The organism is Flavobacterium hydatis, assembly GCF_000737695.1.
Lineage (GTDB): Bacteria > Bacteroidota > Bacteroidia > Flavobacteriales > Flavobacteriaceae > Flavobacterium > Flavobacterium hydatis.
The window spans coordinates 56,480-79,624 of record NZ_JPRM01000042.1 but is presented as its reverse complement, the minus strand read 5'-3'; the positions used below and the strand labels follow the sequence as shown (position 1 = coordinate 79,624).

At 31.5% G+C, this 23,145-nt stretch carries 18 protein-coding genes and 2 pseudogenes; 13 read left to right on the top strand and 7 right to left on the bottom strand.

Annotation, left to right across the window (positions count from 1 at the left end; translation table 11 throughout):
• Positions 1-187 precede the first annotated feature (187 nt).
• Positions 188-1,582, top strand: coding sequence for a serine hydrolase domain-containing protein (locus IW20_RS20960; protein WP_051886079.1), 1,395 nt, complete (start codon positions 188-190; stop codon positions 1,580-1,582).
• A 228-nt stretch (positions 1,583-1,810) separates the two neighbouring features.
• Here IW20_RS20960 and IW20_RS20955 read toward each other — a convergent pair whose 3' ends face one another.
• The 5 genes from IW20_RS20955 to IW20_RS20935 form a co-directional block, all read right to left on the bottom strand.
• Positions 1,811-2,389, bottom strand: coding sequence for a YdeI/OmpD-associated family protein (locus tag IW20_RS20955; RefSeq protein ID WP_205625922.1), 579 nt, complete (start codon positions 2,387-2,389; stop codon positions 1,811-1,813).
• Between the two features lie 342 nt (positions 2,390-2,731).
• Positions 2,732-3,289, bottom strand: a complete 558-nt coding sequence (locus IW20_RS20950; protein ID WP_035627110.1) for a DUF4256 domain-containing protein — start codon at positions 3,287-3,289, stop codon at positions 2,732-2,734.
• 19 nt (positions 3,290-3,308) lie between these two features.
• The gene (locus tag IW20_RS20945) at positions 3,309-3,686 is read right to left on the bottom strand and encodes a DoxX family protein (protein ID WP_035627107.1); all 378 of its coding nucleotides are present in this window, start codon (positions 3,684-3,686) and stop codon (positions 3,309-3,311) included.
• Between the two features lie 6 nt (positions 3,687-3,692).
• Positions 3,693-4,160 (bottom strand): SRPBCC family protein, encoded by a 468-nt coding sequence (locus IW20_RS20940; protein WP_035627104.1) that lies wholly within the window; start codon positions 4,158-4,160, stop codon positions 3,693-3,695.
• 1 nt (position 4,161) lies between these two features.
• Positions 4,162-4,485, bottom strand: coding sequence for an ArsR/SmtB family transcription factor (locus IW20_RS20935; RefSeq protein ID WP_035627102.1), 324 nt, complete (start codon positions 4,483-4,485; stop codon positions 4,162-4,164).
• A 428-nt stretch (positions 4,486-4,913) separates the two neighbouring features.
• Here IW20_RS20935 and IW20_RS20930 point away from each other — a divergent pair, with 428 nt between their 5' ends.
• From IW20_RS20930 to IW20_RS20880, 10 genes and pseudogenes are all read left to right on the top strand, one after another.
• Positions 4,914-6,575 (top strand): T9SS type A sorting domain-containing protein, encoded by a 1,662-nt coding sequence (locus IW20_RS20930; protein WP_035627099.1) that lies wholly within the window; start codon positions 4,914-4,916, stop codon positions 6,573-6,575.
• Positions 6,576-6,588: 13 nt separating this feature from the next.
• Entirely contained in the window at positions 6,589-10,686 is a 4,098-nt protein-coding gene (locus IW20_RS20925) for a DUF5977 domain-containing protein (protein ID WP_123869502.1), read from the top strand.
• A 16-nt stretch (positions 10,687-10,702) separates the two neighbouring features.
• Positions 10,703-14,122: a DUF6443 domain-containing protein gene (locus tag IW20_RS20920; RefSeq protein WP_165571468.1), complete on the top strand. Its 3,420-nt coding sequence runs from the start codon at positions 10,703-10,705 to the stop codon at positions 14,120-14,122.
• Between the two features lie 19 nt (positions 14,123-14,141).
• Complete coding sequence (locus IW20_RS20915; protein ID WP_051886075.1) at positions 14,142-14,690, top strand: hypothetical protein; 549 nt, start codon at positions 14,142-14,144, stop codon at positions 14,688-14,690.
• Positions 14,689-14,961, top strand: a pseudogene (locus IW20_RS26985) (RHS repeat-associated core domain-containing protein); the annotation flags it as partial. The gene IW20_RS20915 and the pseudogene IW20_RS26985, both read left to right, overlap by 2 nt.
• Positions 14,962-15,609: 648 nt before the next feature.
• The gene (locus IW20_RS20905) at positions 15,610-16,155 is read left to right on the top strand and encodes a hypothetical protein (RefSeq protein ID WP_123869504.1); all 546 of its coding nucleotides are present in this window, start codon (positions 15,610-15,612) and stop codon (positions 16,153-16,155) included.
• A complete protein-coding gene (locus tag IW20_RS20900; protein ID WP_035627087.1) occupies positions 16,139-16,633 on the top strand; it encodes a hypothetical protein in 495 nt (164 codons plus the stop codon). The genes IW20_RS20905 and IW20_RS20900 overlap by 17 nt, the downstream gene beginning before the upstream one ends.
• 398 nt (positions 16,634-17,031) lie before the next feature.
• Positions 17,032-17,538 carry a hypothetical protein gene (locus IW20_RS20895; protein ID WP_035627085.1) on the top strand — a complete coding sequence of 169 codons (507 nt, stop codon included), beginning with the start codon at positions 17,032-17,034 and terminating at the stop codon, positions 17,536-17,538.
• 128 nt (positions 17,539-17,666) lie between these two features.
• Positions 17,667-18,131 carry a hypothetical protein gene (locus tag IW20_RS20890; protein ID WP_123869506.1) on the top strand — a complete coding sequence of 155 codons (465 nt, stop codon included), beginning with the start codon at positions 17,667-17,669 and terminating at the stop codon, positions 18,129-18,131.
• 457 nt (positions 18,132-18,588) lie between these two features.
• Positions 18,589-19,083: an SEL1-like repeat protein gene (locus IW20_RS20880; protein ID WP_035627078.1), complete on the top strand. Its 495-nt coding sequence runs from the start codon at positions 18,589-18,591 to the stop codon at positions 19,081-19,083.
• Positions 19,084-19,207: 124 nt separating this feature from the next.
• Here IW20_RS20880 and IW20_RS20875 read toward each other — a convergent pair whose 3' ends face one another.
• Positions 19,208-20,056 (bottom strand): tetratricopeptide repeat protein, encoded by an 849-nt coding sequence (locus IW20_RS20875; protein WP_035627076.1) that lies wholly within the window; start codon positions 20,054-20,056, stop codon positions 19,208-19,210.
• Between the two features lie 173 nt (positions 20,057-20,229).
• On the opposite strand from IW20_RS20875, the gene IW20_RS20870 reads away from it, so the two are divergent.
• On the top strand, positions 20,230-20,616 hold the full coding sequence (locus tag IW20_RS20870) for a hypothetical protein (protein ID WP_123869508.1): 387 nt from the start codon (positions 20,230-20,232) through the stop codon (positions 20,614-20,616).
• A 629-nt stretch (positions 20,617-21,245) separates the two neighbouring features.
• Positions 21,246-21,809, top strand: a pseudogene (locus tag IW20_RS20865) (DUF6642 family protein).
• Between the two features lie 26 nt (positions 21,810-21,835).
• On the opposite strand, the gene IW20_RS20860 reads toward IW20_RS20865, so the two are convergent.
• Positions 21,836-22,948: a serine hydrolase domain-containing protein gene (locus IW20_RS20860; RefSeq protein ID WP_035627072.1), complete on the bottom strand. Its 1,113-nt coding sequence runs from the start codon at positions 22,946-22,948 to the stop codon at positions 21,836-21,838.
• Positions 22,949-23,145: the final 197 nt, after the last annotated feature.

Below are 23,145 nucleotides of genomic sequence, written 5' to 3'. Positions count from 1 at the left end.
AGAACGCGGATGATACAGATTCGCCTAAGGCGAAAACGCAGATAAGAGCGGATTTTTTCTTATTGTTATTTTAAAAATCTGTTTTTATCCGCGTCTTTACGTAGTAAATCTGTATCATCCGCGTTCTAATCGCATTTCATAGGTTCATTTCTGATTTTAAAAAAAGAATAATTTTAAAAAAATACTAATGCTACAACTAATTAAACTATTTGTTTCGGTTACAACAATTTTATCATTTACAATATGTACGGCTCAAAAAAACTCGAAACCAATAGTAAATATTCAATTAGACAAATACATATCGCAAGTACAAGAAAAATCTTCAATTCCAGGTATTTCTGTCGCAGTGATTAAAGGAGGTAAAATAATTCATAGAAATAATTACGGAAAAGCAAATATTGAAAACAATGTTTCCGTATCTGATAAATCTATTTTTAGACTCTATTCTTTAACGAAACCAATTATTGCAACTGGAGTTTTTCAGCTTATTGAGCAAGGACGATTATCTCTAGAAGATTCAGTTTCAGCATACATTCATGATCTTCCAAGTTCTTGGAATTCTGTACAAATTAAAAATTTGCTAACACAATCTTCTGGGCTTCCAGATATTGTTGCATATGAAAAACAAAAAGAAAGTGTAGCCAAAGAAAAAGTTTTTGCCGATTCTATACATTTTAAGAAAGGAGAAAAATTTGAGTATAATCAAACTAATTTTTGGCTTCTTCAAAAAGTTATTGAGAAAGTTACTAAACAAGATATTGAAACATTTATAAAAGAAAACCAGTTTAATGATAAGGAATCCGGAAAAAGTGTTTTTTTCTCTACAGACTCAAGAGATATTATCCTTAATAGAGTGACACCGTATTTTTATTATGCTACAGGCAAAATGCAGCTTGACCTTCCTAATAACGGAAGTTATCTTAATAGTTGCAACGGTATCAATATTACAATGGACGTATTTATTGCTTGGGATAAAAAATTCAGCAGTAATAAACTTATTAATGATGCCTCAAAAAAGAAAATGTGGGAAACATTTTCATATACACAATCTAATACAAAATTTACTTTTGGATGGGAGGAACAAATACTTAACGGACATCCATCATATGGTTTTTCAGGCGGACGAATAACTGCTTACAGAAATTTCCCCAAAGACAACTTAAGTATTATCTTTTTGGCAAATGGCTTAGGAGGTGATTTTAATGTGGATGCTGTAGTAAATCAGATTGCTTATTTGGTAGATAATGATATTATAGATTATAATGTTTTGGCTTATGAATCTTTGCTCAAAATTGCACAAAACAATATAGCTGATATTAAAAAAACTTTTACAACTTTAAAGAAAAACCCTAATTATTTAAACGTAAATTTAGAAGAGTACATAAACGCTATAGGATATATTCTTTTAAATCAGGATAAAAAAACTAGTGATGCCATTATTGTATTTAGTTTAAATGCCGAAGAATTTCCTAAATCCTCTAATGCTTTTGATAGTTTAGCAGAAGCTTATGAAGCAAATAAGGAATTTGAAAAGGCTTCATTAAATTATAAGAAATCAAAAGAGTTAAAAGGGAAAGAATAAGTTTTTTTTAAGGTTCAATTTTTTTAGGGACAAAGATACTGAGTTTTGATTGCGCATAATTAAGAACGCGGATGATACAGATTTACTTCGTAAAGACGCGGATAAAAACGGATTTTTTTTAAATTGTAATAAGAAAAATCAGTTTTTATCTGCGTTTTCGCTAAAAGCGAATCCGTGTCATCCGCGTTCTATTTTTTATACTCTAAGCGAGCCCCGGAATCCCTCTGTTTAATCATTGAGTCCTTTTCCGTCTAGAATTTTTGGAATACATTTTTCTACTTTCAATTCTCGAGTTTTAGATTGTTTTGGTGCCGAAAAGTGGAGTAGGTATGCTCTTTGTCTCCCAGGTGTCAGTGTTTCAAAAGCTACTTTTAAGGCAGGAATTTCCGTTAGTTTCTTCTGGAATTCTTCAGCTATTGGGAAATCTGAGGTCTTTTTAAATTTTATTTCCAAACCTGCTTTTTCAACTTCAATAGCTTCATAAATATGTGCTTTCAAGATGGTTTTCTGCTCGATGATTTCCTGAATGCTCTTAAACCGAATTTGGCGTGCTGCTTGAACTCTCTCTGATTGTTGAACCAGAATGCCATTTGTATCTTGTAACAATGCTCCTTTAAAAAATAACAGCGCACAATACTCTTTGAAAGCATGAATTAAAACGATATTTTTTTGCTGAAATGTATAACAAGGACTATCCCATTTTAATTCTTCAGTTAGTTGACAATCGAGAACTATAGTCCGTAATTGCTCTTGTTCTTCCTGCCATTTAGTGGCTTGATCAAAATAAAAATCGACTTTAGGATTCATGTTGTTCATTTATTAAATTAGATATCTTCTAATATTTTTTGTCGTTGATTAAAGAAATCAGAATGATTTTTAGATGAGTTTATACTCTAATTAAAATTCCTTAAAAATAGCGTATATACTCAATTAGTTTTATCACAATCTTGTCACACTGAGTCGGGTCTAAGAGCTATACAGGTTTTCGATTGCGCATAATTTAGTACGCGGATGATACGGATTCGCCTAAGGCGAAAACGCGGATAAAAACTGATTTTTTTCTTATTGTTATTTTAAAAAACCCGTTTTTATCTGCGTCTTTACGAAGTAAATCCGCGTCATCCGCGTCCCATTTTTTTAAGATGAGGTTTACACCCTAAGAGAGCCACGGAATCCTCTTACAGCATAATATGATTCTGCACCATTATGATATACAAATACAGTATTGTAACGAAAATCGGAAAAGATTGCACCGCCAAGTTCTCTTATTTCTGTAGGTGTTTTTATCCAGCTTGATGATTTTGTATCAAAATTTCCGAGTTTCTGTAGTTGTCGGGATTCTTCTTCTGTTAAAATAGATATCCCCATATATTCGGCCATATTTAGAGCACTATTTTTGGGTTTATGCTCTTTTCTTGAGTTAAGTGCATCATCATCATAACAAAAACTTCTACGTCCTTTCGGACTTTCTGCAGAGCAATCATAAAAAATGTATTCGTCGGTCTTTTTATCATGACCTACAACATCTGGTTCACCGCCAGTTTCTTCCATTTCATTAAGCGACCATAATTTTTGCGGATTAGCTTCTATTTTTGCTTGTATTTTAGCCCAATCAAGATCTTCATGTCTATTCTTGTTTTTTTCAAAACGAGTTTTTAATTTGGCTAATAATTCTTCTTGTTGTTTTGGAGATATTTCTTTTTTCATTTTATTTCTGGATTAAATATTAAACTAAAATGGTTTTTCTGTCAGCAGGTCTGTAATACCAGGATATAATAGTTAGAACGAGTAATAATGTAGGTCCAAAATATTCTTTGGCGCCATCACCGCTTGCAAAATGAGAGAATATAGCACCCGACATTGCAAAAAAGAAACCTGCATAAGCCCATTCTTTTAATAACGGAAATTTAGGGATAAGAATTGCTATAACACCAAGTATTTTCCAAACACCAAGTATGGTCAAAAAATAGAGAGGATAACCTAAGTGTGCCATCATATCAGCCTCTTCCTTTAATTTTAATATTTGTACAATTCCAGTCGATAGCATTCCTAATGCTTGCCATAGTGTAGCAATCCAATAGATAATTTTATTTGTCTTTGTCATAATATGTTATTTTAGTTTGTTAGCAATGTCTTGTAATCTGTTGTGAGCCATATTCATGCCTTGAGCAAAAGGTAGTTTCAGCATTTGGTCTCGAAGCTCTACCGATTTGTATATGATATGTATGTTGAGTTTACTGGTATTGTCTGTAAGCTTTTCAAATTCTAAGAATTCAAGCTGCACAGCAAATGGAGTATTTTCCATTTCAAACGTTCGTATAATTTTCTGGTTCGGAACAAACTCATGAATGGTACCATTGGCCTGAAAAACAACATTTCCGTTTGCATCGCTTGTTTGATATTGCCAACTGCCGTGTTTTTTGTTTTCAAGTTTCAGTACTTTCGTTCCCATCCATTGCGCTACAATTTCGGGTTCGGTATAGGCTTTAAAAAGTAATTCCAGAGGCAAATCAAATTCTCGTGTAATTACGATTTCCTGTTTGCCATTTTCGGCATCGATTTTTGTTTTTTTCTCCATGTTAGATAATGTCTTTATAGTTTTTCATTATTGTTTCTAATTTATTAAATCGATCTTCCCACATTTGGCGGAATGGCTCGATAAAGTCGGATACGTCTTTCATCTTCTTGGGATTAAGGTGATAATAAATTTCTCTTCCATTTTGTTCTTGTTTCAGTAACTCACACTCTGTGAGTATTTGTATGTGTTTAGAAATAGTTTGTCTCGATGAGTCAAAATTTGATGCTATTGCACCAGGAGTCATTGCCTGAATAGCAACTAGACTTAATATTGCCCTGCGAGTAGGGTCGGCAATTGCCTGAAATACATCTCTACGAATTTCCATTTTGCAGTTATTTGACTGCTAATATAGTGCAGTTATTTGACTGCGCAAAATTTTTTCTGATATTTTTTTATTTAATTGTTTGATTACTAATAATTATGAGGTGTTTGTGTAAAGCCCTTACGTTCTCTTTGTGGTTAATTTTCTGCCACAGATTACACGAATTGGCACTAATTTAAACTTTGTACTCTTTGAGTAAAACTCTTGCACGTTTTGCAGTTATTTTTTTTCCACAAATTATATACTCTTTGTCGTAAATTCTTATTTAAATATTGATTATTCTTACTTTTATTTCAATCGTTGTAATTTTTTGTAACTTGTTTATTACAAAATAATTACATAAACCTTGCTTTTTAAATAAACTATACCTAATATTGTCTTTTTTGAAGTTTTTACTTACAAAAATATTGTACAACTAAGCAATTTGAAACATGAGAAAATATTACTTATTACTTCTATTTATTTATCCACTATTGATGCAATCCCAAGACATCCTTTGGGAAAAATCGTATGGTGGTATTCATGCCGATTATCTTTTTGATGCGCAATCGACAGCTGATTATGGTTTTATACTAGCTGGTAGCTCTTTATCTAATAAAACGGGTAATAAAGCAGACAATAATAATGGCGATTTGGATTACTGGATTTGGAAAATGGATGAAAATGGAGAACTAGTTTGGCAAAAAAGCTTTGGAGGAAGTGGTTTTGATTTGTTACAAAGTATAAAAAACACAAGAGACGGTGGTTTTATTCTGGCAGGAACGTCTAATTCTCCTAATGATTTTCAGAAAAAAGATGCTTGCAAAGGCGGTACCGATTTTTGGGTAATTAAGTTAGATGCTAAAGGAGAGGAACAATGGCAGCGAACTATTGGTGGTAGTGGTCAGGATGAGTTGTTATGTGCTTTCCATACAAAAGATGGAGGATATATGCTAGGAGGATCATCGAGTTCGAGCCCAGAAATAAGCGATGAGACGAAAACAAACACTCAATCATCGAATTTTAAACCTGATTTATATACTAAGTCAGAAAGTAGTCGTGGTAATATGGATTACTGGATTGTAAAACTTGATAAAGCAGGAGTCGTTGAATGGCAAAAGACATACGGAGGAGAATATGCTGATATATTAAGAAGCATGGAACAAACTCAAGACGGAGGATATATACTGGGAGGATATTCGAATTCGCCACAATCTGGAGATAAATCGGAACACAATAACGGTATAGGTGATTATTGGATTATAAAGATTGATAATGTAGGTAAAATTCAATGGCAAAAAACATACGGAGGTAATGGAGACAATCAGTTATATGTAATTCACCAAACTCAAGATGGCAGCTATATAGCAGGAGGAAACTCAAATAGTACCAGTCCGCTAACTTCTTTAGGTGGTATGGTAGGTAATGGTACCGATTATTGGGTATTAAAACTAGATGAAAAAGGCGATGTGGAGTGGAGTAAAACCTACGATTTTGGCAAAACAGATATTTTGACTTCACTAGTCGAAAACCCAGATCAGACCTATTTAATTGGAGGTTATTCTCAAAACGAAAATGAATACAATAGTGGCGGAATTGCAGGTAAAGCAGCAGGACTTGTCAATAAAAACAAAGAAGCAGGATACAATGCTTTAAAAATTGATGACAAAGGCGAAGAAATCTGGAAGAAAAATGTAGGTAGTAATGGTGATGATGTGCTACAAAAATTATTCGAGACCCGTGATGGAGGATACTTAATGGCAGGAACATCAAACTCTGGCACATCCAAAGAGAAAAGGTCGACTATAGGTGGTAATGATTTTTGGGTAGTCAAGCTAAAAGATAAATCTAAACCTGAAAAAGTTAAATCTAAAGGGATAGAAGCTATTCCTAATCCAGTAGTAACATTTACCAATATTATTATAGGATATGAGTATGAAAAAGGAACGGCTACGGTTGTAGATATGGCGGGACGCATCCTCCTGCAGTTCGCAATTACAGACCGAACCGTTCCTATTGATTTAAGCCGTTACCCCGAAGGAATTTATGTAGTAAACATAAAAACCAATGTACAAAGTGATGGCGTGAAAGTAATAAGAAGAGGGAAGAATTAAAAAGAATAATATTATGAATAGGATACATACATGCAACAGGATTAAACAGGTATTTTACTTGTTATTTATTTTTACAATACATGGTGTTGCACAATCAGACGATAGCAAATTCTTGCCTAATATAACACCTCCATCACCTACCGCAGGAGAATTAGGGAAGTACGGTAACGTTCCAGTTGGATTATTTACAGGAGCAGCAAATATCTCCGTTCCATTAATAAATTTTAAAACAAAAGATTTAGAATCTCCTATGTCACTTTATTATGGCTCTAACGGAATCAAGGTCGATGAAGTTGCTTCGAATGTAGGATTGGGCTGGAATCTTAATTTTGGAGGTGTTATTACCCGAACAGTAAGAGATAAATCCGATGATCTACAAACAATGGTTTATCCACCCGATAATTTTTATAATGCATCTAATGCTGAAAAAGTAGCTTTTTATAAAGCAGCAGGGCAGGATAATGCCGATACAGAGAAAGATTTGTATTCTTTTAATTTTAATGGTAACTCAGGGAAATTTATATATGATAAAAATAATGTCCCTATTTTAACAAACCATCAAAAGATTAAAATAGAGAGAATTACCAATAACACCGATTTTTTATTAACAACAACCAATGGTGTTAAATATTATTTTACCGAAAAGGAAACAACAGCTTTTAGGAGTCAAGGTGAGGGACATTCAGTAGTAAATGCCAGTGTAACGGCATGGTATTTAACTAAGATAGTGCACCCAAACGGGGCTGAGATTTATCTTAGTTATGAGAAAATGAATATGGATTATACTGCTTCTAATTCTCAAACACTTAAAATGTCATATCCTGCGATGCAAAATAGTTGTAATGCTACTACTCCATACACTAGCGGTCTAGCGCTTAGTGGCATTGTAGCTTATAATATGAAAGTTATTGGCAAACGAATAAACAAAATAAGCAGCAATAACATAATTGATGGGTATGTAACTTTTGTTTATACAGCTTCGGGGATTAATGAAGAAGTAGACGGAAACGGCAAAATAGAAACTATCACCCAATACAATGGTAGTGGTACATTGATTGAAAAAATAAAATTCAATTATTTAAAGACAACTAATGCACGCGTTTTTTTACAAAATATCACGTTTAATAATCCAAGTAAAAATTATGTTTTTGAGTATATAAATCAGACTAGTTTTCCTAAAAGGCTTGCAACAAGTCAAGATCACTGGGGGTATTATAATGGTAAGGATTATAATACCAATTTAGTACCTAAAAATATAAATGATTATGATATAGGTTTAAACAATATGGAGTACAATGGAGCCGATAAAGAACCAAATGCAGATTTTGCTAAAATAGGATTATTAAAAAAAATATTTTATCCCACCAAAGGATATACCGAATTCGATTACGAGAGCAATACCTATTGGGGAGAGAAAACGACTTACCCTGTAAAAACAAATGTACGTAAAGTAAGATCTTATACAGATACAGATAAAGAAGATAAAACCTATACAATTACCTCACCAATTGATCAAAAAATTAGTTTTATAGGTAGTGTAAAATACGTAAGTCCACAAGCACCTCGTTATGATCCGTATGGTAATCTAATACCAGATCCTGGCAATACAGGGCACTTTACTGCTTCAATAGCAATAAGCTGTGCTGACCCTCAAGAAAATTGTCCTAGATTTTATCAAGAGACTCAGTTTGGCACTCCTTACTATCATGATAGTGGTGGTTTTATTTTTATAAATAGTATGCCAGAACAGATTGTAGACAATGAATTTTATTTTGATGCTAAGGCAGGCAAAACCTATACGCTTTCTTTTTATAAAAACGGAAACCGTGTTTCGGCAATGGTAGATTATACGTATTACGCAACCACCCCAGATGCGATAAGTACAAATATAGAAACAGGCGGAGTACGGATTAAGTCAACCGCAGATTTCGCAGAGGCTTCAGCCAAAGCCAACTACAAAAGGTATTATTATGGCAATAAGGACAATCTTAATAAGTCTTCAGGAGATAAAGGTAAAACACCACTTTATGTTGATATAGAACTACTAAGAACTTTGTGCGGAAATGATGGAGGAGGCTTATCATTGGGGACTAGTTTTGTCGATAATAGTAATCTTGTGGTTAGTTCTAGTAGTATAATTTCTTTGTTTGACACTGGTAGTAGTAATTGTTTTTATAAATATGTAACAATTAGTGAAGGTGGAGATGATTTTGAGAATGGCGGAGAAATGAAAGAATTTATTGTGCATAGAGACAATTGGGTTGACAATTTAGATAGTAAGGGACAACCAATAATTGTTGATAATGAAATCAATGGCCGTAGTAAAATTTTAGGAACAGTAGATATTAAAAGTGCACCACTTACTAATTTTGGATGGGACAATGGGCTCGAGAGAAGATCAGAAGTACTTCAGAAAAAAAATGCTGGAGTTCCATTTGTAGTTGTGGCCGAGACTGAAAATAAATATAAGCTTGACCTTTCTTATAAAAATGAGGTAAAGGGGTATAATGTTCGAAAATATTTCAATGATCTTTTCTCAATTGTAGGATCAGTCGATTATTTGAGTATTGTAGAATATGCAACAAAGTCGCACTGGTTTTATTTGGAATCATCTATATCTAAAAAATTTGATATTAATGGATTAAATCCAATAGAAACAACAATAAAGTACGAATATAGCAATCCTATACATCTTCAGTTGACTTCTCAATCTACAACTAACTCCAAAGCAGAAATACTCGAAACCAAATATTTCTATCCGCAAGATTCTCAAATGGCAAACGAGCCATTTGTAAAAGAATTAATTGTTCAAAACAGGATAGAAACAGCACTAGATGTACAAACATTTAGAAGAGGGATTAAACTATCTGAACAAAAAACGGTTTATGATAAAAGTATTATTACTAGTAATCTATTATTACCAAGTTATATATTAGAAAACAAAGGAACGGCAGCTTTAAATCCTGTTACTGACAAAAAAATATCCTATGATTTTTATGATGATAAAGGGAATCTCTTGCAATATACTCAAGATGGAGGAACTCCCACATCTATAGTATGGGGATATGATAAGACATTGCCTATTGCCAAGTTAGATAATATCGCTTATAAGAGTATACCTATAAGTTTGATTACCGAAGTACAAAACGCTTCTTCATATATAGGAACTGATGCGAGCATGCTTACAGCGATAAATAAGTTTACTTATAATTATTCAGGATTAAGTAATACCAAGATTACAAGTTATATGTATAAACCTTTAATAGGTGTAACTCGTATCACAGACGCACAAGAATTAAATACTTATTATGACTATGATGAATTTAATCGTTTAAAGTTTATTAAAGATAAGGACTTGAATGTTTTACAAGCCTATTTCTATAATTATAAAGGACAGTTTATGGATATTTCGCTAGAAGCTGCTCCAATATATTATAATATCGCTATGAGTAAAACTTTTTATAAAGCTATTTGTCCTTTAGGACAAATAGGGACTTATGAATATCCTGTTTCGGCAGGAATGTTTACCTCTGTTATTTCTCAGGCTGATGCAGATGCTAAAGCCTTGGCATTCTTAGATTATGAAGGGCAAAAGTATGTTGATTATGCAATAAATTGTAATTATAAAAATGCCGAAAAAAGTGCTTTTTTCACTAAAAACAATTGTAAGATAGGAATAATGGCAGACCCTACACGTTATACCGTTCCAGCCAGAAAATATAGTTCTCAAATATCACAGGCAGAGGCAGATAAATTAGCGCAAGCAGATATAGACAAGAATGGGCAAGCATATGCAAATGCTAACGGTAGTTGTATTTATAAAAGCAATGAACTAAGTGGTTATTTAAATATGTTTTCGGAGTACCTCGGTATGGTAAAAGTAGCCTATCTCGTCCCAGCGGGTGAATTTAGTTCTGCTATTTCGCAGGATGATGCCGATAATCAAGCTCAAGAAGGTTTGTCTCAATGTTGGCAAGAGTTTAGTTGTAAAGCTGAACAATATCAAGAGTTTGCACCAAATATTCCACCAATCAAACTACCAGAATACGTGGGATACGACTGTAAGAATGTAGTATTTACAATTATGCAACCTTCTTATGAAACAAACTAATCATAAAATAAATAATATGAAAAAGTACTTATCATTAATTATTTTGCTATTATTTTCGAACATTACTATAGTAGCACAGGCTTTTAGCGATGATAATTTTATTTATACAGCTACACCCAAAAAAGGAGTTACAGCAGAGTATTTCAAAACGTTGAAGAAAGATGAAATGAATCAGAGTGTAACCTATTTTGATGGTTTAGGGCGTCCTGTACAAACTATTGTAATTGGGCAAGGAGGTAATGGAGAGGATATAATAACCCCAATAGAATATGACGGGTTTGGTAGGCAAGAGAAAGAGTATTTGCCTTTTTCACTACCTAATTCTAACAATAAATATCCAAAGATAGAAGCGGAAACAGCAATTAATATTACAAAAACGTTGTATGCGACCGAAAAATATGACTATACTACCAATCCTTTTACAGAGAAAAAGTTCGAAAATTCACCACTTAATCGTGTTTTAAAACAAGCCGCACCCGGAAACGATTGGGCAATGGGTAGTGGTCATGAGATAAAGTTGGATTATCAAACAAATACTACAAATGAGGTGCGGTTATTAGAGGCTGCTACAATCTGGAATGCTTCTTCAGGATTGTATGATATAGCTTTTTGGGATAATAAGTATTATGACAAAAATGAGTTGTACAAAACCATTACTTATGACGAAAATTCCTCAGCAAATCTCTCTGAAATAAGCGGAAGCACAGTAGAATTCACTGATAAAGAAGGAAGGCTTATTTTAAAGAGAACTTATGAGTTAGACAAAAAACACGATACCTATTATGTATATGATGAGTATGGTAATTTAACCTATGTGATTCCTCCAAAAGCCGATGGAGTTATTACTGATGAAATTCTTAATAGCTTATGTTACCAGTATAAATATGATAACCTTAATCGATTAGTCGAGAAAAAGCTACCAGGAAAACAATGGGAGTTTATTGTTTACAATAAGCTTAATAGAGTTGTGGCTACTGGACCAGCGAATTCTCCTTTTCAGGATGATACCGCTGTGGGGTGGTTAATAACCAAATACGATGCCTTTGGGATGCCAGTATATACAGGTTGGCAGAATACAACTTCTAATAGTGGGGGGCGATATATTTTGCAGGACACACAAAATAAAGCTACAAAGTTATTTGAAACAAAAGTATCAAGTATCATTGATGGTGTTGGAGTTAGCTATAGTAATACTGTTGCCCCAACCAATTATAAACTACTTACATTAAATAATTATAACAAGCACCTCTTAACATCCCAGAGAGAAAGAGTAATCACAACGATCTCGGCGGCTTTGTTTGAAACCAATATTATGTATTATGATACTTATAATAGACCGTTTCGAAACGATGTAACTAATCATTTGGGAGGTTATAATGTTATCGAAAAAGGACTTGATTTTAATGGAAAAACAACTTATATGTCAACTGCTCATAAAGTTTCTTCGAGCAATAAAGGGATTTCTTTACACGAAGTTTATACTTATTCACCACAAGATAGATTACTTATTAATAATCATAAGGTAAATGCTGGCGAAATACAATTTTTTGCCGATAATACCTATGATGCATTAGGACAGCTTATGAGTAAAAATATAGGCATTAGTAAAGTAAACCCTTTCCAGAAAATAGACTATAAGTATAATGTACGAGGCTGGCTTACAGGAATAAATGACATTGAGAATTTACAAAAGGGCGGCGATCCTAAAGATTTATTTGCTTTTAAGATAAATTACAATAAAGTGGAGGGAAATGTAACGGTAGCAAAAGCGCTTTATAATGGTAATATAGCCGAAACGTTCTGGGCGGCAGGTTCAGATGGTATAGGAGTTATTCGTGGGTATGGTTACCAATACGACCAATTAAATCGCCTTAAGAATGCAACCTATCAGACTCCAAAACTCGCAGACAATAAAAATTATTTTGGAGAGAATATGGATTATGATAAAAACGGAAACATAACCCGATTACAGCGTAAGTTTATGGCTGGAACATCCAGTAATCCTTATGTAGATAATATGGATAATTTAGGGTATTTCTATGCTGATAACTCTAACCAGCTTATGAAAGTAACCGATACATCTAATAACCCACAAGGATTTAAAGATGATAGCGATGGGTATAACGATACCGAAGATGATTATGCATATGATGATAACGGGAACCTGATAAAAGATCAAAATAAAAACATTACCAAAATACAATACAACCATCTTAACTTACCTACCAAAATAACATTTGGAACAGGAAATACGATTGTTTATATTTACAACGCAACAGGGCAAAAAGTAGAGAAAATTGTAACTGAAAATGGAGTAGTAACTAATACTAAATATTTAAATGGTTTTCAATACAAGAATGATGTTTTACAGTTTTTCCCGACAGCAGAAGGATATGTAAGAAATACAAGTACTAATCCAGCTATTTATACTTTAGGTTACGTATTTAATTATACGGATCATTTAGGGAATGTAAGATTAGGCTATGCTCAGAATGCTAAAAAAAATGGTCTTGAAATTCTTGAAGAAAACAATTATTATCCTTTTGGTCTCAAACATCAGGGGTATAATACTGATAATTTACAGGCTGGGTATAAGTATAAGTACAACGGAAAAGAGTTGCAAGACGAGTTAGACCTTAATGTCTATGATTATGGAGCTAGAAATTATGATCCTGCTCTTGGTAGATGGATGAATATTGACCCGTTGGCAGAAAAATCTCGAAGATTTAGCCCTTACACATACGCTCTTAATAATCCAGTTTATTTTATTGATCCTGACGGGATGATGGCAGATGATTGGAAAAAAGATGCGAATGGAAATATGACTTATGATCCCAATCTTACTAAAGATAGTCCGTCTTCACAATTGAAAGAAGGAGAAAGTTATGTAGGACCAACAGATACTCAAACAGTTTCTAACGATGCAGGCACCTATGATTTATTTTATAATGCTGATGGAAGCATTTCGTCATCGGATAATTATAGTAGCCCCTCTAGTGATGGTATAAGAATATTTGGAGTTGGAGGAGATGCCGTTACAGGAAGTGGTGATCTAGGAAATGACAGGGGCTCAGGGGCTATAGGTCATCCAGGGCATGATTTTAATACTTTATTTGATGTTGGAGAGTTATTTGGAAAATTTGTAAATTGGCTCAAAGGTAATGATGGAAGTAGTAGAAAACAAAAAACAGATACTAACGTCAGTACGATGAATACAAGTGAACCTGAAACAATAACAGCTCAAAGATATGATTATACATCACCTGACCCAAGTGGAGTTAGTCAATCTATTCCTTTTGCTGGAAAACCTAGAGATACATCTGTAATAAAAGGGAATGAATCAGTAGTTAATCTTTTAAATACAAAGGATTCATTACGAGCAGCTAAAGAATCTAGAGCTAAAAATATTGAACATAAAAAAAAATTAGGTTACTAAATAATTAAGTAAAATAGATATGTTAAACAAAAGATTTTCAATAATAATAGTAACTGTATATGTACTACAATTTATAGTTGTTTCCTGCAAAAGAAAAGAAGAAATTCCGAACCAACAACAGAAATTTGAAAAAGATATTCGAAAACGGATAGATTGTAAAATAGAGTTTCCTGATACAGTTTATATAGATCAATTATATGACGGGATGGTTAAATACAAAAGTATGTTAGATACAATTACTACAAGTTTTGATGATAAAAAAAAGAATCGATACGTTATTTTTTATCTAACAATTGTAGATAAGCCAGATCCTGATTATAAACATTTAAAAAAAGTTGCTAGTAAATTTGGAGCTGATAACAATAAAGAAATTTCTATTTATGATATTAAATTTACAAAAACGGGCATCTATTATATTGATGGTATTATAAATGATTTTGTTATCATTAATGAGAATAAAAAAGATCTAAAAGGTAATGAGCTTGTAAGATTAATAGAAAATGAAGAGAGGGTAATACACAAGGTTGTTGTTATTAATAGCCCAGAATCCAACAACAAAAAAAGTTGAAATTCTTGAAGAAAATAATTACTACCCATTTGGGTTGAAGCATCAGGGGTATAATACCCTAAATTTAGAAGCTGGTTATAAATATAAGTACAATGGAAAAGAGCTGCAAGACAAGCTGGGGCTTGGGTTTTACGACTACGGCGCAAGGAATTATGATCCTGCAATTGGTCGTTGGATGAATATTGACCCGCTAGCAGAACAAGGGCGTAGATGGTCACCATATAATTACGCAATGGATAATTCTGTGTATTTTGTTGACCCTGATGGGATGTGGGTTGGTAATCCAATTACAAGTTTAATTAGCAAAGCTACATCAGCAGTTAAAAATTATGTCTCAAATAAAGTAAGTACTGTTGTTTCTAATACCAGAAATATGGTTGCTCAAAAAGCTAGAGACATATTAGATAAAATAACTCCTGACATTAAAATAGGAAAACCAGAAAAGGCAGTAAAAGGCTCAGGATTTGGAGTAAGTTTTACTGCTGATGGAGGAAAAAAAGGTGCATTGGTTACCCCTGAAGGAGAAAGAGATACACCACAAGTTGATATGACCGTTGTAGTAGGATTAACAGATGTCTGGGGGCCGGATACTAATATTCCTAATATTGCTGCCGTTTTAGATACTAGTAATCCTGATATAAAAGGTGGTGGAGAAGGTAACTCATCAACAATGAGTACTGCTGCAACTCCTGAGGGTGAAATGATAACTATGAAATTAGAAAAATCCAGTGCTACAAGTACAGAAAGCTGGAATAAGTCTGAAGTTCGTAAACAAACAAAAGATACATCCGTGAGTCCTTCTCAAAAGGAAGTTATAACAAGAATGAATAAAATGAATGCTAGAAGAGCAGAGCAAGAAAAAGATTCGAATAACGAAGAACTTCAAAAAAAAATAGACTATTATAAATAATCAGTAATTATGAGAAAAATCATGTTTTCAATAATTGTATTTTCGTTATTAATAGCTTGTAAAAAAGAAATAAAGGAAATAAGAAAAACGGAAGAAACAGAGGCAGCTAAAAATAAATATAAAATAACACTAGTTTTTCCTGATACAGTATATGTAAATGAGAGTTATAATGGAAGAATAGATTATGAAAATTATTTAGATACTATTACAACAAGTCTTGAGGATGTAGAAAAGGCAAGATTTTTAGAATATGCTTTTTTAATAACTAAAGATAAAAGTTATGGAGATGATTATTTGAATAAGGTTGCGAAAGATACATTTGTAGCAGAATCGAATCGAATGATTCCATTATATAATATTAAGTTTGATAAGTTAGGATTGAATTATTTTGATGGATTTATAACAGATGAAGTGATGATAGAAAATGGTGCTAAAAATGATAAAGGTGAATCTATGACAAGAATTATTACTGATAAATTTAGGTTAACTAGGGGGGTTTATGTTATTGAAAGAAACAATCGGGCAGACAACAAAAAACATGGAACAAATTTTTAAAATAAATAGATATGTATTTATTGCATTGATTATTATTTCGTGTAATAAGAAAAATGATGAAAATTTAAAAGAAGCATTAAAAAATAATTTAAGTAAAAGTAAAATTTTGTTTAGTAGTTTTCCTGATACTGTAAAAGTAAATAAAGTTATTGATGGTAAACTTCAATATGATGTGAGTAATATTGATTCTACTATAACTAGTAGCAGGTTTTTAGTACTTGTATTATCAACTAGTATAAACAAAGAACTTGCCAATTATAATGAAGTAAATAATAATCGTTTATTGTCTTATGTTGATACATTAAATACGGGTAAATTTGAGTTTAAAGCTGTTTTTGAAAAAAAAGGTAAGCAAATACTAAATATAGTCATACGAGATAATAAATTTTTGAAAAACCAAAAAAATATACCACCAGATAAAATGATATTAAGAACAAGTGATTGTTTATTCTCGAAAGAGGTGTATGTAGTTGATTAAAAGAGGTAATGTACTCGATCGTTCGAATATGTGCAATTACAGCACTGGTTTTATCGGTTACGGTAAATGGAATCAAAAAAACAATAAATTATGGAAGTGATAGAAAATATAGGAATAGGAGTTTTAATGATAATTTTTGGAATAGTGATTATTGTTTTTATGTCAAAAAGACCACCTTCATATCCATTAGTGAGTATAAACTTTAAGGTTATGCAGGAGGTATTGCTTTTATACTATTAGGGATTATTTATATATCAAATAAATTAAATTTATGGTAGATAAATTAATCCTTCTCAGACAGGTTTAATCGGTATTAATCGTAAAAAATATTTAAGAGCAGCAGAAGAAAGAAATTCAAACAATAGAGAACTTCAACAAAGATTAGATTACTATAAACCATGAATAAGCTACAATTTTTTTTAATGATAAGCTTTTTACTGCTAATTTCATGTAAGGATGAGAAAAAGACAGTGAAAAATGAGCAAAATATAAATGCAGAAATAAGTATTATTTTTCCTGATACAGTATATGTAAATGAGCTTTATGATGGAAAAATAAATTATAAAGATGATTTGGATACTATTACGACTAGTTTTGATGATATTAAAAATATCAGATACGTTTATTTTACATATTTAAAAAATCAAGACATAAATTATGGGGATGAATCTTTAAAAAAAATAGTAACAGATACATTTGGAGCAAGAAATAACAGATTGATTCCTTTATATGATATTCGATTTGATAAGTTAGGTTTAAATTATATAGATGGTTTGATAATCGATGAAGTTATGATTGAGAATGGAGCTAAAGTCAAAAACGGAGAACCCATGGATAGGATTATTACCCATGAATTTAGAGTTACTAAAAAGGTTGTTGTAATAGAGGAAAAAGACAAGAAATAGTAGCAAGGTATAACGTAGTAGGAAGGATATACCCAATAGTGCTTCAGATCATATTGATAGTTCTGTTCACATAACTCTTGGAGAAGAGAATATGTACAAAGTGAATCAGATTAATCAAACAATAATTTATGAAAGAAAAAGTATTAAAGTTTGTTTTAAACTACATTCAAATTTACTTATTTGGAGGGTTGGTGAGCTTATTATTGTTGATGTATTTGGTAATATCTGATGATTATTTCCATAAGATGGATTTTAAACCAGAAGGGTTTAAAGTCAAAATCGAAGAGTATCTTTTATTTACGTTTAATATACCTCTTATTTTAATGATTATTTTCAGTATTATTCTAATAATTAAAGTTGATTCGAAAATAAATAAGTTAATTATCTTTTTATCCTCTCTGGTAGGTATTATGACTTTTATAGTAGTTGATAATATTATAAAGAAAATTTTATTTTATCCAGAGAATGTTTTGATGGGGTTAATTACTGTATTAATTGCTTACGTTGCCCTGTATTTTATAATATTAAAAGCAGAAAAAAAGTTAGTTGTAGATAAGTTCAAGCTATCCAATAGCAATATATCAAAATGGTAAACTAACAGAATATTCACATCAAAGAGAAACAAAGAAATAATTATGAAAAAGAAGTTTTTAATTTTTTTTAGCGTTTTACTTTCTATTCTATTAATTGATAGACTATTTTTTATGGAGCATAGACTTCAAGGTGTTTGGGAGTATGATGGAGGTAGTTATTTTGGTGACCCCATAGCTTATAACCAGGACTTCATTTTTAATAAAAATAAAATTTACGCGTAACAAAACCGAAGACAATCCTGTTTTAGAAAAAGAAATTTACTTGATAGGATGTTACTTTAAGGTATTATTTTTATATGATAGTAATTTAAATAAAACAGCTTTTTATACTAAATTTTAAATATCGTCATGGCTAACCCAAAATAAGAAGAAAAAAGATATTGAATTTCTAGAAGAAAACAATTATTATCCGGTTGGAGTAAAACACGAGGAGGTATAATGCCTTAAATTTGGAGGGATGAACACAAAACAAAAAATTTTAGGAAGTGTATTTCTTGTAATATTTATAGTTGGTTGCAATGATAAAAAGAAAAGTACTCCAATGAATAATATGACTTTAAGCGATAGAGATTATTATATAAAAGAGGCTTTAACTAAAGGAGATACTTGTGCATATTATAATTTAAATAATTACTATATGGATTATCCTATTGAAGGTATTCTTTATCCGGCTTTAATTATGGCTAATAAATATCAATATCATTTGGCCTATCTAAATGTTTATGAAGCATTAACAAGTCAAGATCATAAGTTGGGTACTTCGGAGCTAGAAAATTTAGACATAGAAACAAGGAAAATGGCTTTAGAATATTTGAGAAAAGGAGCTGAAAGAGGTAATGAAGAATGCAAGAGAATCCTTGGATATCATTATTTAAAAGGTAAATACATTGTAAAAGATACAATTAAGGGGTTAAAACTTATAAAGGAAAGTGAAGATGTTTCAGAGCCATAAAGCTAATCACAATAAAAAGACTTAAATCAGAGAGTTATTATAAATGGATTTAACTTTAATAAATTTTAAGCATAAAAAAACTCCTTAATTTCTTAAGAAGTTTTTATGATTGTAATTTATTTTACTATTTTTTGATTAGAGTTATCATCTGTTCAATGATAGGAGGGAGCGTTTGGTTTTTGTATAAAAGGTTATGGTTTTCGCTTAACCATTTTTCAAAATTTATAACATCTTTTTGTAAAAAATAAGCTTGAAGAATTTGAAATGAATTTTCAGCATTATAGGTCTCGTCTTTACAGATTTCTAAAGCTCTTTTAAAAGATTTAATAGCTAGATCTATTTGACCAGATTTTACTTCAGCGTATATCAATTCTTTATTGGTATAAGAATCAGTTGGATTGCTTTCTATTGCTTTTTGTAAAACAAGAATCGCATCTTGGTATCTTTTTAAACAATTATAGGAGAAGGCTAATTCTACGTTTAAACCTTTATAATTTTGATTAATGTTTTTTGCTTTTTCGAGATAAACTAGCGCTTTTTCGCACTCATTCCATCCATTATACATATAACCCCAGTTGTATAACCTTTCAATCGAATTTTCATTTGTTTTGTATGCTTGAAGCCATTCGGGAGTTTTTGGAATGTTAAGTTCCGAAAATTTAGATTCAGGTATAAAGGCAATCAACGTATTATTAGGTTGTAATCTTGTTTTAATGGAGCTTTCTTTCTTATTTCCAGAAGTAATAAATCTTCCATTTGAGTTAATTTTAAAATCACCTTCTAAGTCAAATGTAAGACCAGCGACTGGATCGATGTATATAAAACCAAACATATACGTACTATCTTTTGTCATTGGAAAGACTACCCACTTATCTTCGCTTTGCACAAATTTTTTATCAAAAGTTAAAGAGTTTTGTGCAATAATAAATTGTGACGCTAAAAATAATGCTAAGATTAAAATACGTGGTTTCATGTAAAATATTTTATAATGGTTTGCATATGATTTATATACTAGACTAATTTGGGTTAGATGTATATTTGTTTTTATTTAGCTAATATAAAGTTATTTTTACTAGAAAGTAATGTATAGATTTATTACTACAAACTAAAAGAAAGTAAAATAGGAATTTATAAATTTTAAAGAAAATGAAGTATTTAGTTATATTCTTTTTTATGGGTTTATTTTGGGACGCGGACTTTCGGGAAGGGACTAAGAAGGAAAATTATGAAATTATAAGAATAGATTCTTTAAATAATGTTTATAAGATTTATGCAAAAAAAGATAAATCTTTATATAAAATTGTATCACTCAAAAATGATTCAATTATCAAAAGATTTAAAAGAATTAAGAAAGGAAATTGTTATAAATTAGAATTAGTCTCTTTATTTTCTGATGATGAAAGACTTCCCATCAATATCGGTGGAGTTGAGTTTTATGGTGAAACAATCGAGTTAGAAAGAGATTCAATTGTTGATTTATATACTACTAAAAATTTAATAGGTTTATATTATATTGATGCTACAACTCCTTAACTAACACTAATTTTTTATTAGTAGTATCGATTACAAATGAGTATTATCGCTATGAATATAGAAGCTTGTAGAAATGTAATTTTAATTAGATTTGCATATCAAAGAGGTTAAAAAAATCATGAAAAGTAGAAACATAAAAGTAGCAATTATTACATTTTTTATACTTTTTATAATTGATAGATATACTTGGATGCCCGAGAGAGTAAAAATATTATAGAGGTATGAGAGTGGTTATAGTTTTGGAGACCCGATTTCTTATAACGAAGGTTTTATATTAAATGGTTCTGAAATATTATTTAAAGAATTTAAACAGAAAGAAGATTTTATTGTTGTGTTTCATAACAGACAAAGTAAGTTTTATCTTCTCGGATGTTACTTTGGAGAATTATATATTTACGATATTGTTAAGCATAGAATAAGTGTTTATGAAGACTATTAAAATAGGTATCAATTCCTAGCCCAGATAGAAGCGGCATCCTTTTTATCTCGTTTTTTTCGAGATGAAAAGATATAGCGGATAGCTGGAAAAAGCTCCAAATTTGGCTAAAATGTCTTTTTAATTTAATGCCTGTTTTCCTCAATAAAATATACCTTTGTGGTAAATTGATTATCTACAAAAACATAATTGTATGGATTATGATAAATTTATTTTCTGCCTCGAGGCTGTTCCCGATGTAGAGATTGACTTAACTACCGAAGTTGTTAAAAACTTAGAACAACTGGCTTTTGAACAGGGTATTTCGAGTATTCATAAGACTTGTGATACGATTGAGGGTTTAGAGGATAGTTTGAATGCGTTGCTTTATGATGACCACAACTTTAAGGATTATGAAATAATATATTTGGTAATGCCTGGCGAAGGAAATAATGTGTGTCTTAATGATTATTACTATAGTCTGGAGGAAATAGCCGAAATTTTTGAAGGCAAAATGAAAGGTAAAATTTTACATTTTGCCAATGCAAAAATATTAGATTTAAGCGAGGAAGAAGCGCAATACTTTCTTGATATTACCGGCGCACGTGCCATTTAGGGTTATGGTACTGCGCTTAAAAAAATAACAAGTAGTAGTACGCTTGATAAAGCTTTCTTTAGTTTGTGTCAGGAGGAAGATGATGTAATTGAGATTGTTGAAGAACTACACCAAAAATATTATGACCTTTGCAAACACCTCGATTTTAGGTTGTATTATTAAATTTTATCCCGATTGTTGTTAAACGATTATTTGATTTTTTGAATCTTTTCGAATATTTCGTTTAGAGTTTCTTTCATATCTTTTGGTGTGTTTTCGCCACTTTGGTTTGTTATAATAAATACACCCAAATTATATTCTGGAATTATATATATAAAACATTGTGAGCGAGGAACTCCTCCGTGATGCATATATAACGTTCCTAGTTTTTCATCTTTTGTTACTCGCCAGCAATATCCTGAACTAAAACGATCATTAACTTTTACTAATGGTCTGTGAGATTCGGCTATTACGGCATCATTTTTTAGTTGGTATTTTATGTATTTTACCATATCGGGAACGGTAGATTTTATGTTTCCGCCTGCACCCCAAGGCAATGTTGTCATTTGGGAAGTGATTTCGTTAAAAGCACAATGATAGCCTACTGCAAGATTTTTTTGATCCTCTGGAGATAAATTTATCATTGTACGATTCATCTGGGCATTTTTGGCAAAATAGTCTTTTAGTATAACTTCAAATTTTTTGTTATAGACTTTTTCTAAAACTGATGCCAAAAGTTCTATTCCTGCACTTGAATAAGAGAAGTTGTATCCAGGAATGGTATCAATTTTTATTTGATGTAAGTCTCTAAAAAAATCTTTTTGAGTATAATTTTTTAATGCATTGTTAAGGTCTGCTGGTGTTTCTTTTTTAGTGAAGTTTTTCAGCATTTCGTTTACGCTTAATGGGATCATATTTGGCAAGCCACTTGTATGGGTAACTAAATCTTTTATACGAATTGGGTGGTTATCAAATGTTAGATTAGGATAATCTTCGCTTAAATATTTTTGAACGGGATCATCTAGATTAATTTTTTTATCTAAAACTGCTTTGGCTATTAATGTACCTGTATGAGTTTTGCCTAATGAACCAATTTCATAAATTGTTTTATCTGTTGGTGCATTTGATTTTCCTTTTTCTAATTCGCCATAATGTCCTATGTATTCTTGTCCTTGATATACTATTCCGATTGAAGTAGAATTTATTAAAGGTTTTTCTATCATTTTGGTTGCAGCACTGTCAACTATAGTTTTAATGGTTGCTTTTTGCGCAATACTTATTAGAGGTAATACTAATAAAACGATAAGGATTAATTTTTTCATGATTTCTAAATTTTTATTGGTTATTGTTATTTGATACAAATGTGCGTTGGATAATCATGAAATACGTACGACAAAAAAAAGTCGAACGCATTTTTTAGATTAAAATGAGTTCGACTTATTATAAGACGGCGTACGAGTAATTACAAAAACCTGTTAATTAGTTGTTTATAGGGGGGGGTAATGTTTGTTTTGCAATT

Excerpts from the sequence above, each read along its gene's own strand:
- IW20_RS20960 (WP_051886079.1), top strand. The coding sequence starts at position 188 with ATGCTACAACTAATTAAACTATTTGTTTCGGTTACAACAATTTTATCA.
- IW20_RS20955 (WP_205625922.1), bottom strand. The coding sequence starts at position 2,389 with ATGAATCCTAAAGTCGATTTTTATTTTGATCAAGCCACTAAATGGCAG.
- IW20_RS20950 (WP_035627110.1), bottom strand. The coding sequence starts at position 3,289 with ATGAAAAAAGAAATATCTCCAAAACAACAAGAAGAATTATTAGCCAAA.
- IW20_RS20945 (WP_035627107.1), bottom strand. The coding sequence starts at position 3,686 with ATGACAAAGACAAATAAAATTATCTATTGGATTGCTACACTATGGCAA.
- IW20_RS20940 (WP_035627104.1), bottom strand. The coding sequence starts at position 4,160 with ATGGAGAAAAAAACAAAAATCGATGCCGAAAATGGCAAACAGGAAATC.
- IW20_RS20935 (WP_035627102.1), bottom strand. The coding sequence starts at position 4,485 with ATGGAAATTCGTAGAGATGTATTTCAGGCAATTGCCGACCCTACTCGC.
- IW20_RS20930 (WP_035627099.1), top strand. The coding sequence starts at position 4,914 with ATGAGAAAATATTACTTATTACTTCTATTTATTTATCCACTATTGATG.
- IW20_RS20925 (WP_123869502.1), top strand. The coding sequence starts at position 6,589 with ATGAATAGGATACATACATGCAACAGGATTAAACAGGTATTTTACTTG.
- IW20_RS20920 (WP_165571468.1), top strand. The coding sequence starts at position 10,703 with ATGAAAAAGTACTTATCATTAATTATTTTGCTATTATTTTCGAACATT.
- IW20_RS20915 (WP_051886075.1), top strand. The coding sequence starts at position 14,142 with ATGTTAAACAAAAGATTTTCAATAATAATAGTAACTGTATATGTACTA.
- IW20_RS20905 (WP_123869504.1), top strand. The coding sequence starts at position 15,610 with ATGAGAAAAATCATGTTTTCAATAATTGTATTTTCGTTATTAATAGCT.
- IW20_RS20900 (WP_035627087.1), top strand. The coding sequence starts at position 16,139 with ATGGAACAAATTTTTAAAATAAATAGATATGTATTTATTGCATTGATT.
- IW20_RS20895 (WP_035627085.1), top strand. The coding sequence starts at position 17,032 with ATGAATAAGCTACAATTTTTTTTAATGATAAGCTTTTTACTGCTAATT.
- IW20_RS20890 (WP_123869506.1), top strand. The coding sequence starts at position 17,667 with ATGAAAGAAAAAGTATTAAAGTTTGTTTTAAACTACATTCAAATTTAC.
- IW20_RS20880 (WP_035627078.1), top strand. The coding sequence starts at position 18,589 with ATGAACACAAAACAAAAAATTTTAGGAAGTGTATTTCTTGTAATATTT.
- IW20_RS20875 (WP_035627076.1), bottom strand. The coding sequence starts at position 20,056 with ATGAAACCACGTATTTTAATCTTAGCATTATTTTTAGCGTCACAATTT.
- IW20_RS20870 (WP_123869508.1), top strand. The coding sequence starts at position 20,230 with ATGAAGTATTTAGTTATATTCTTTTTTATGGGTTTATTTTGGGACGCG.
- IW20_RS20860 (WP_035627072.1), bottom strand. The coding sequence starts at position 22,948 with ATGAAAAAATTAATCCTTATCGTTTTATTAGTATTACCTCTAATAAGT.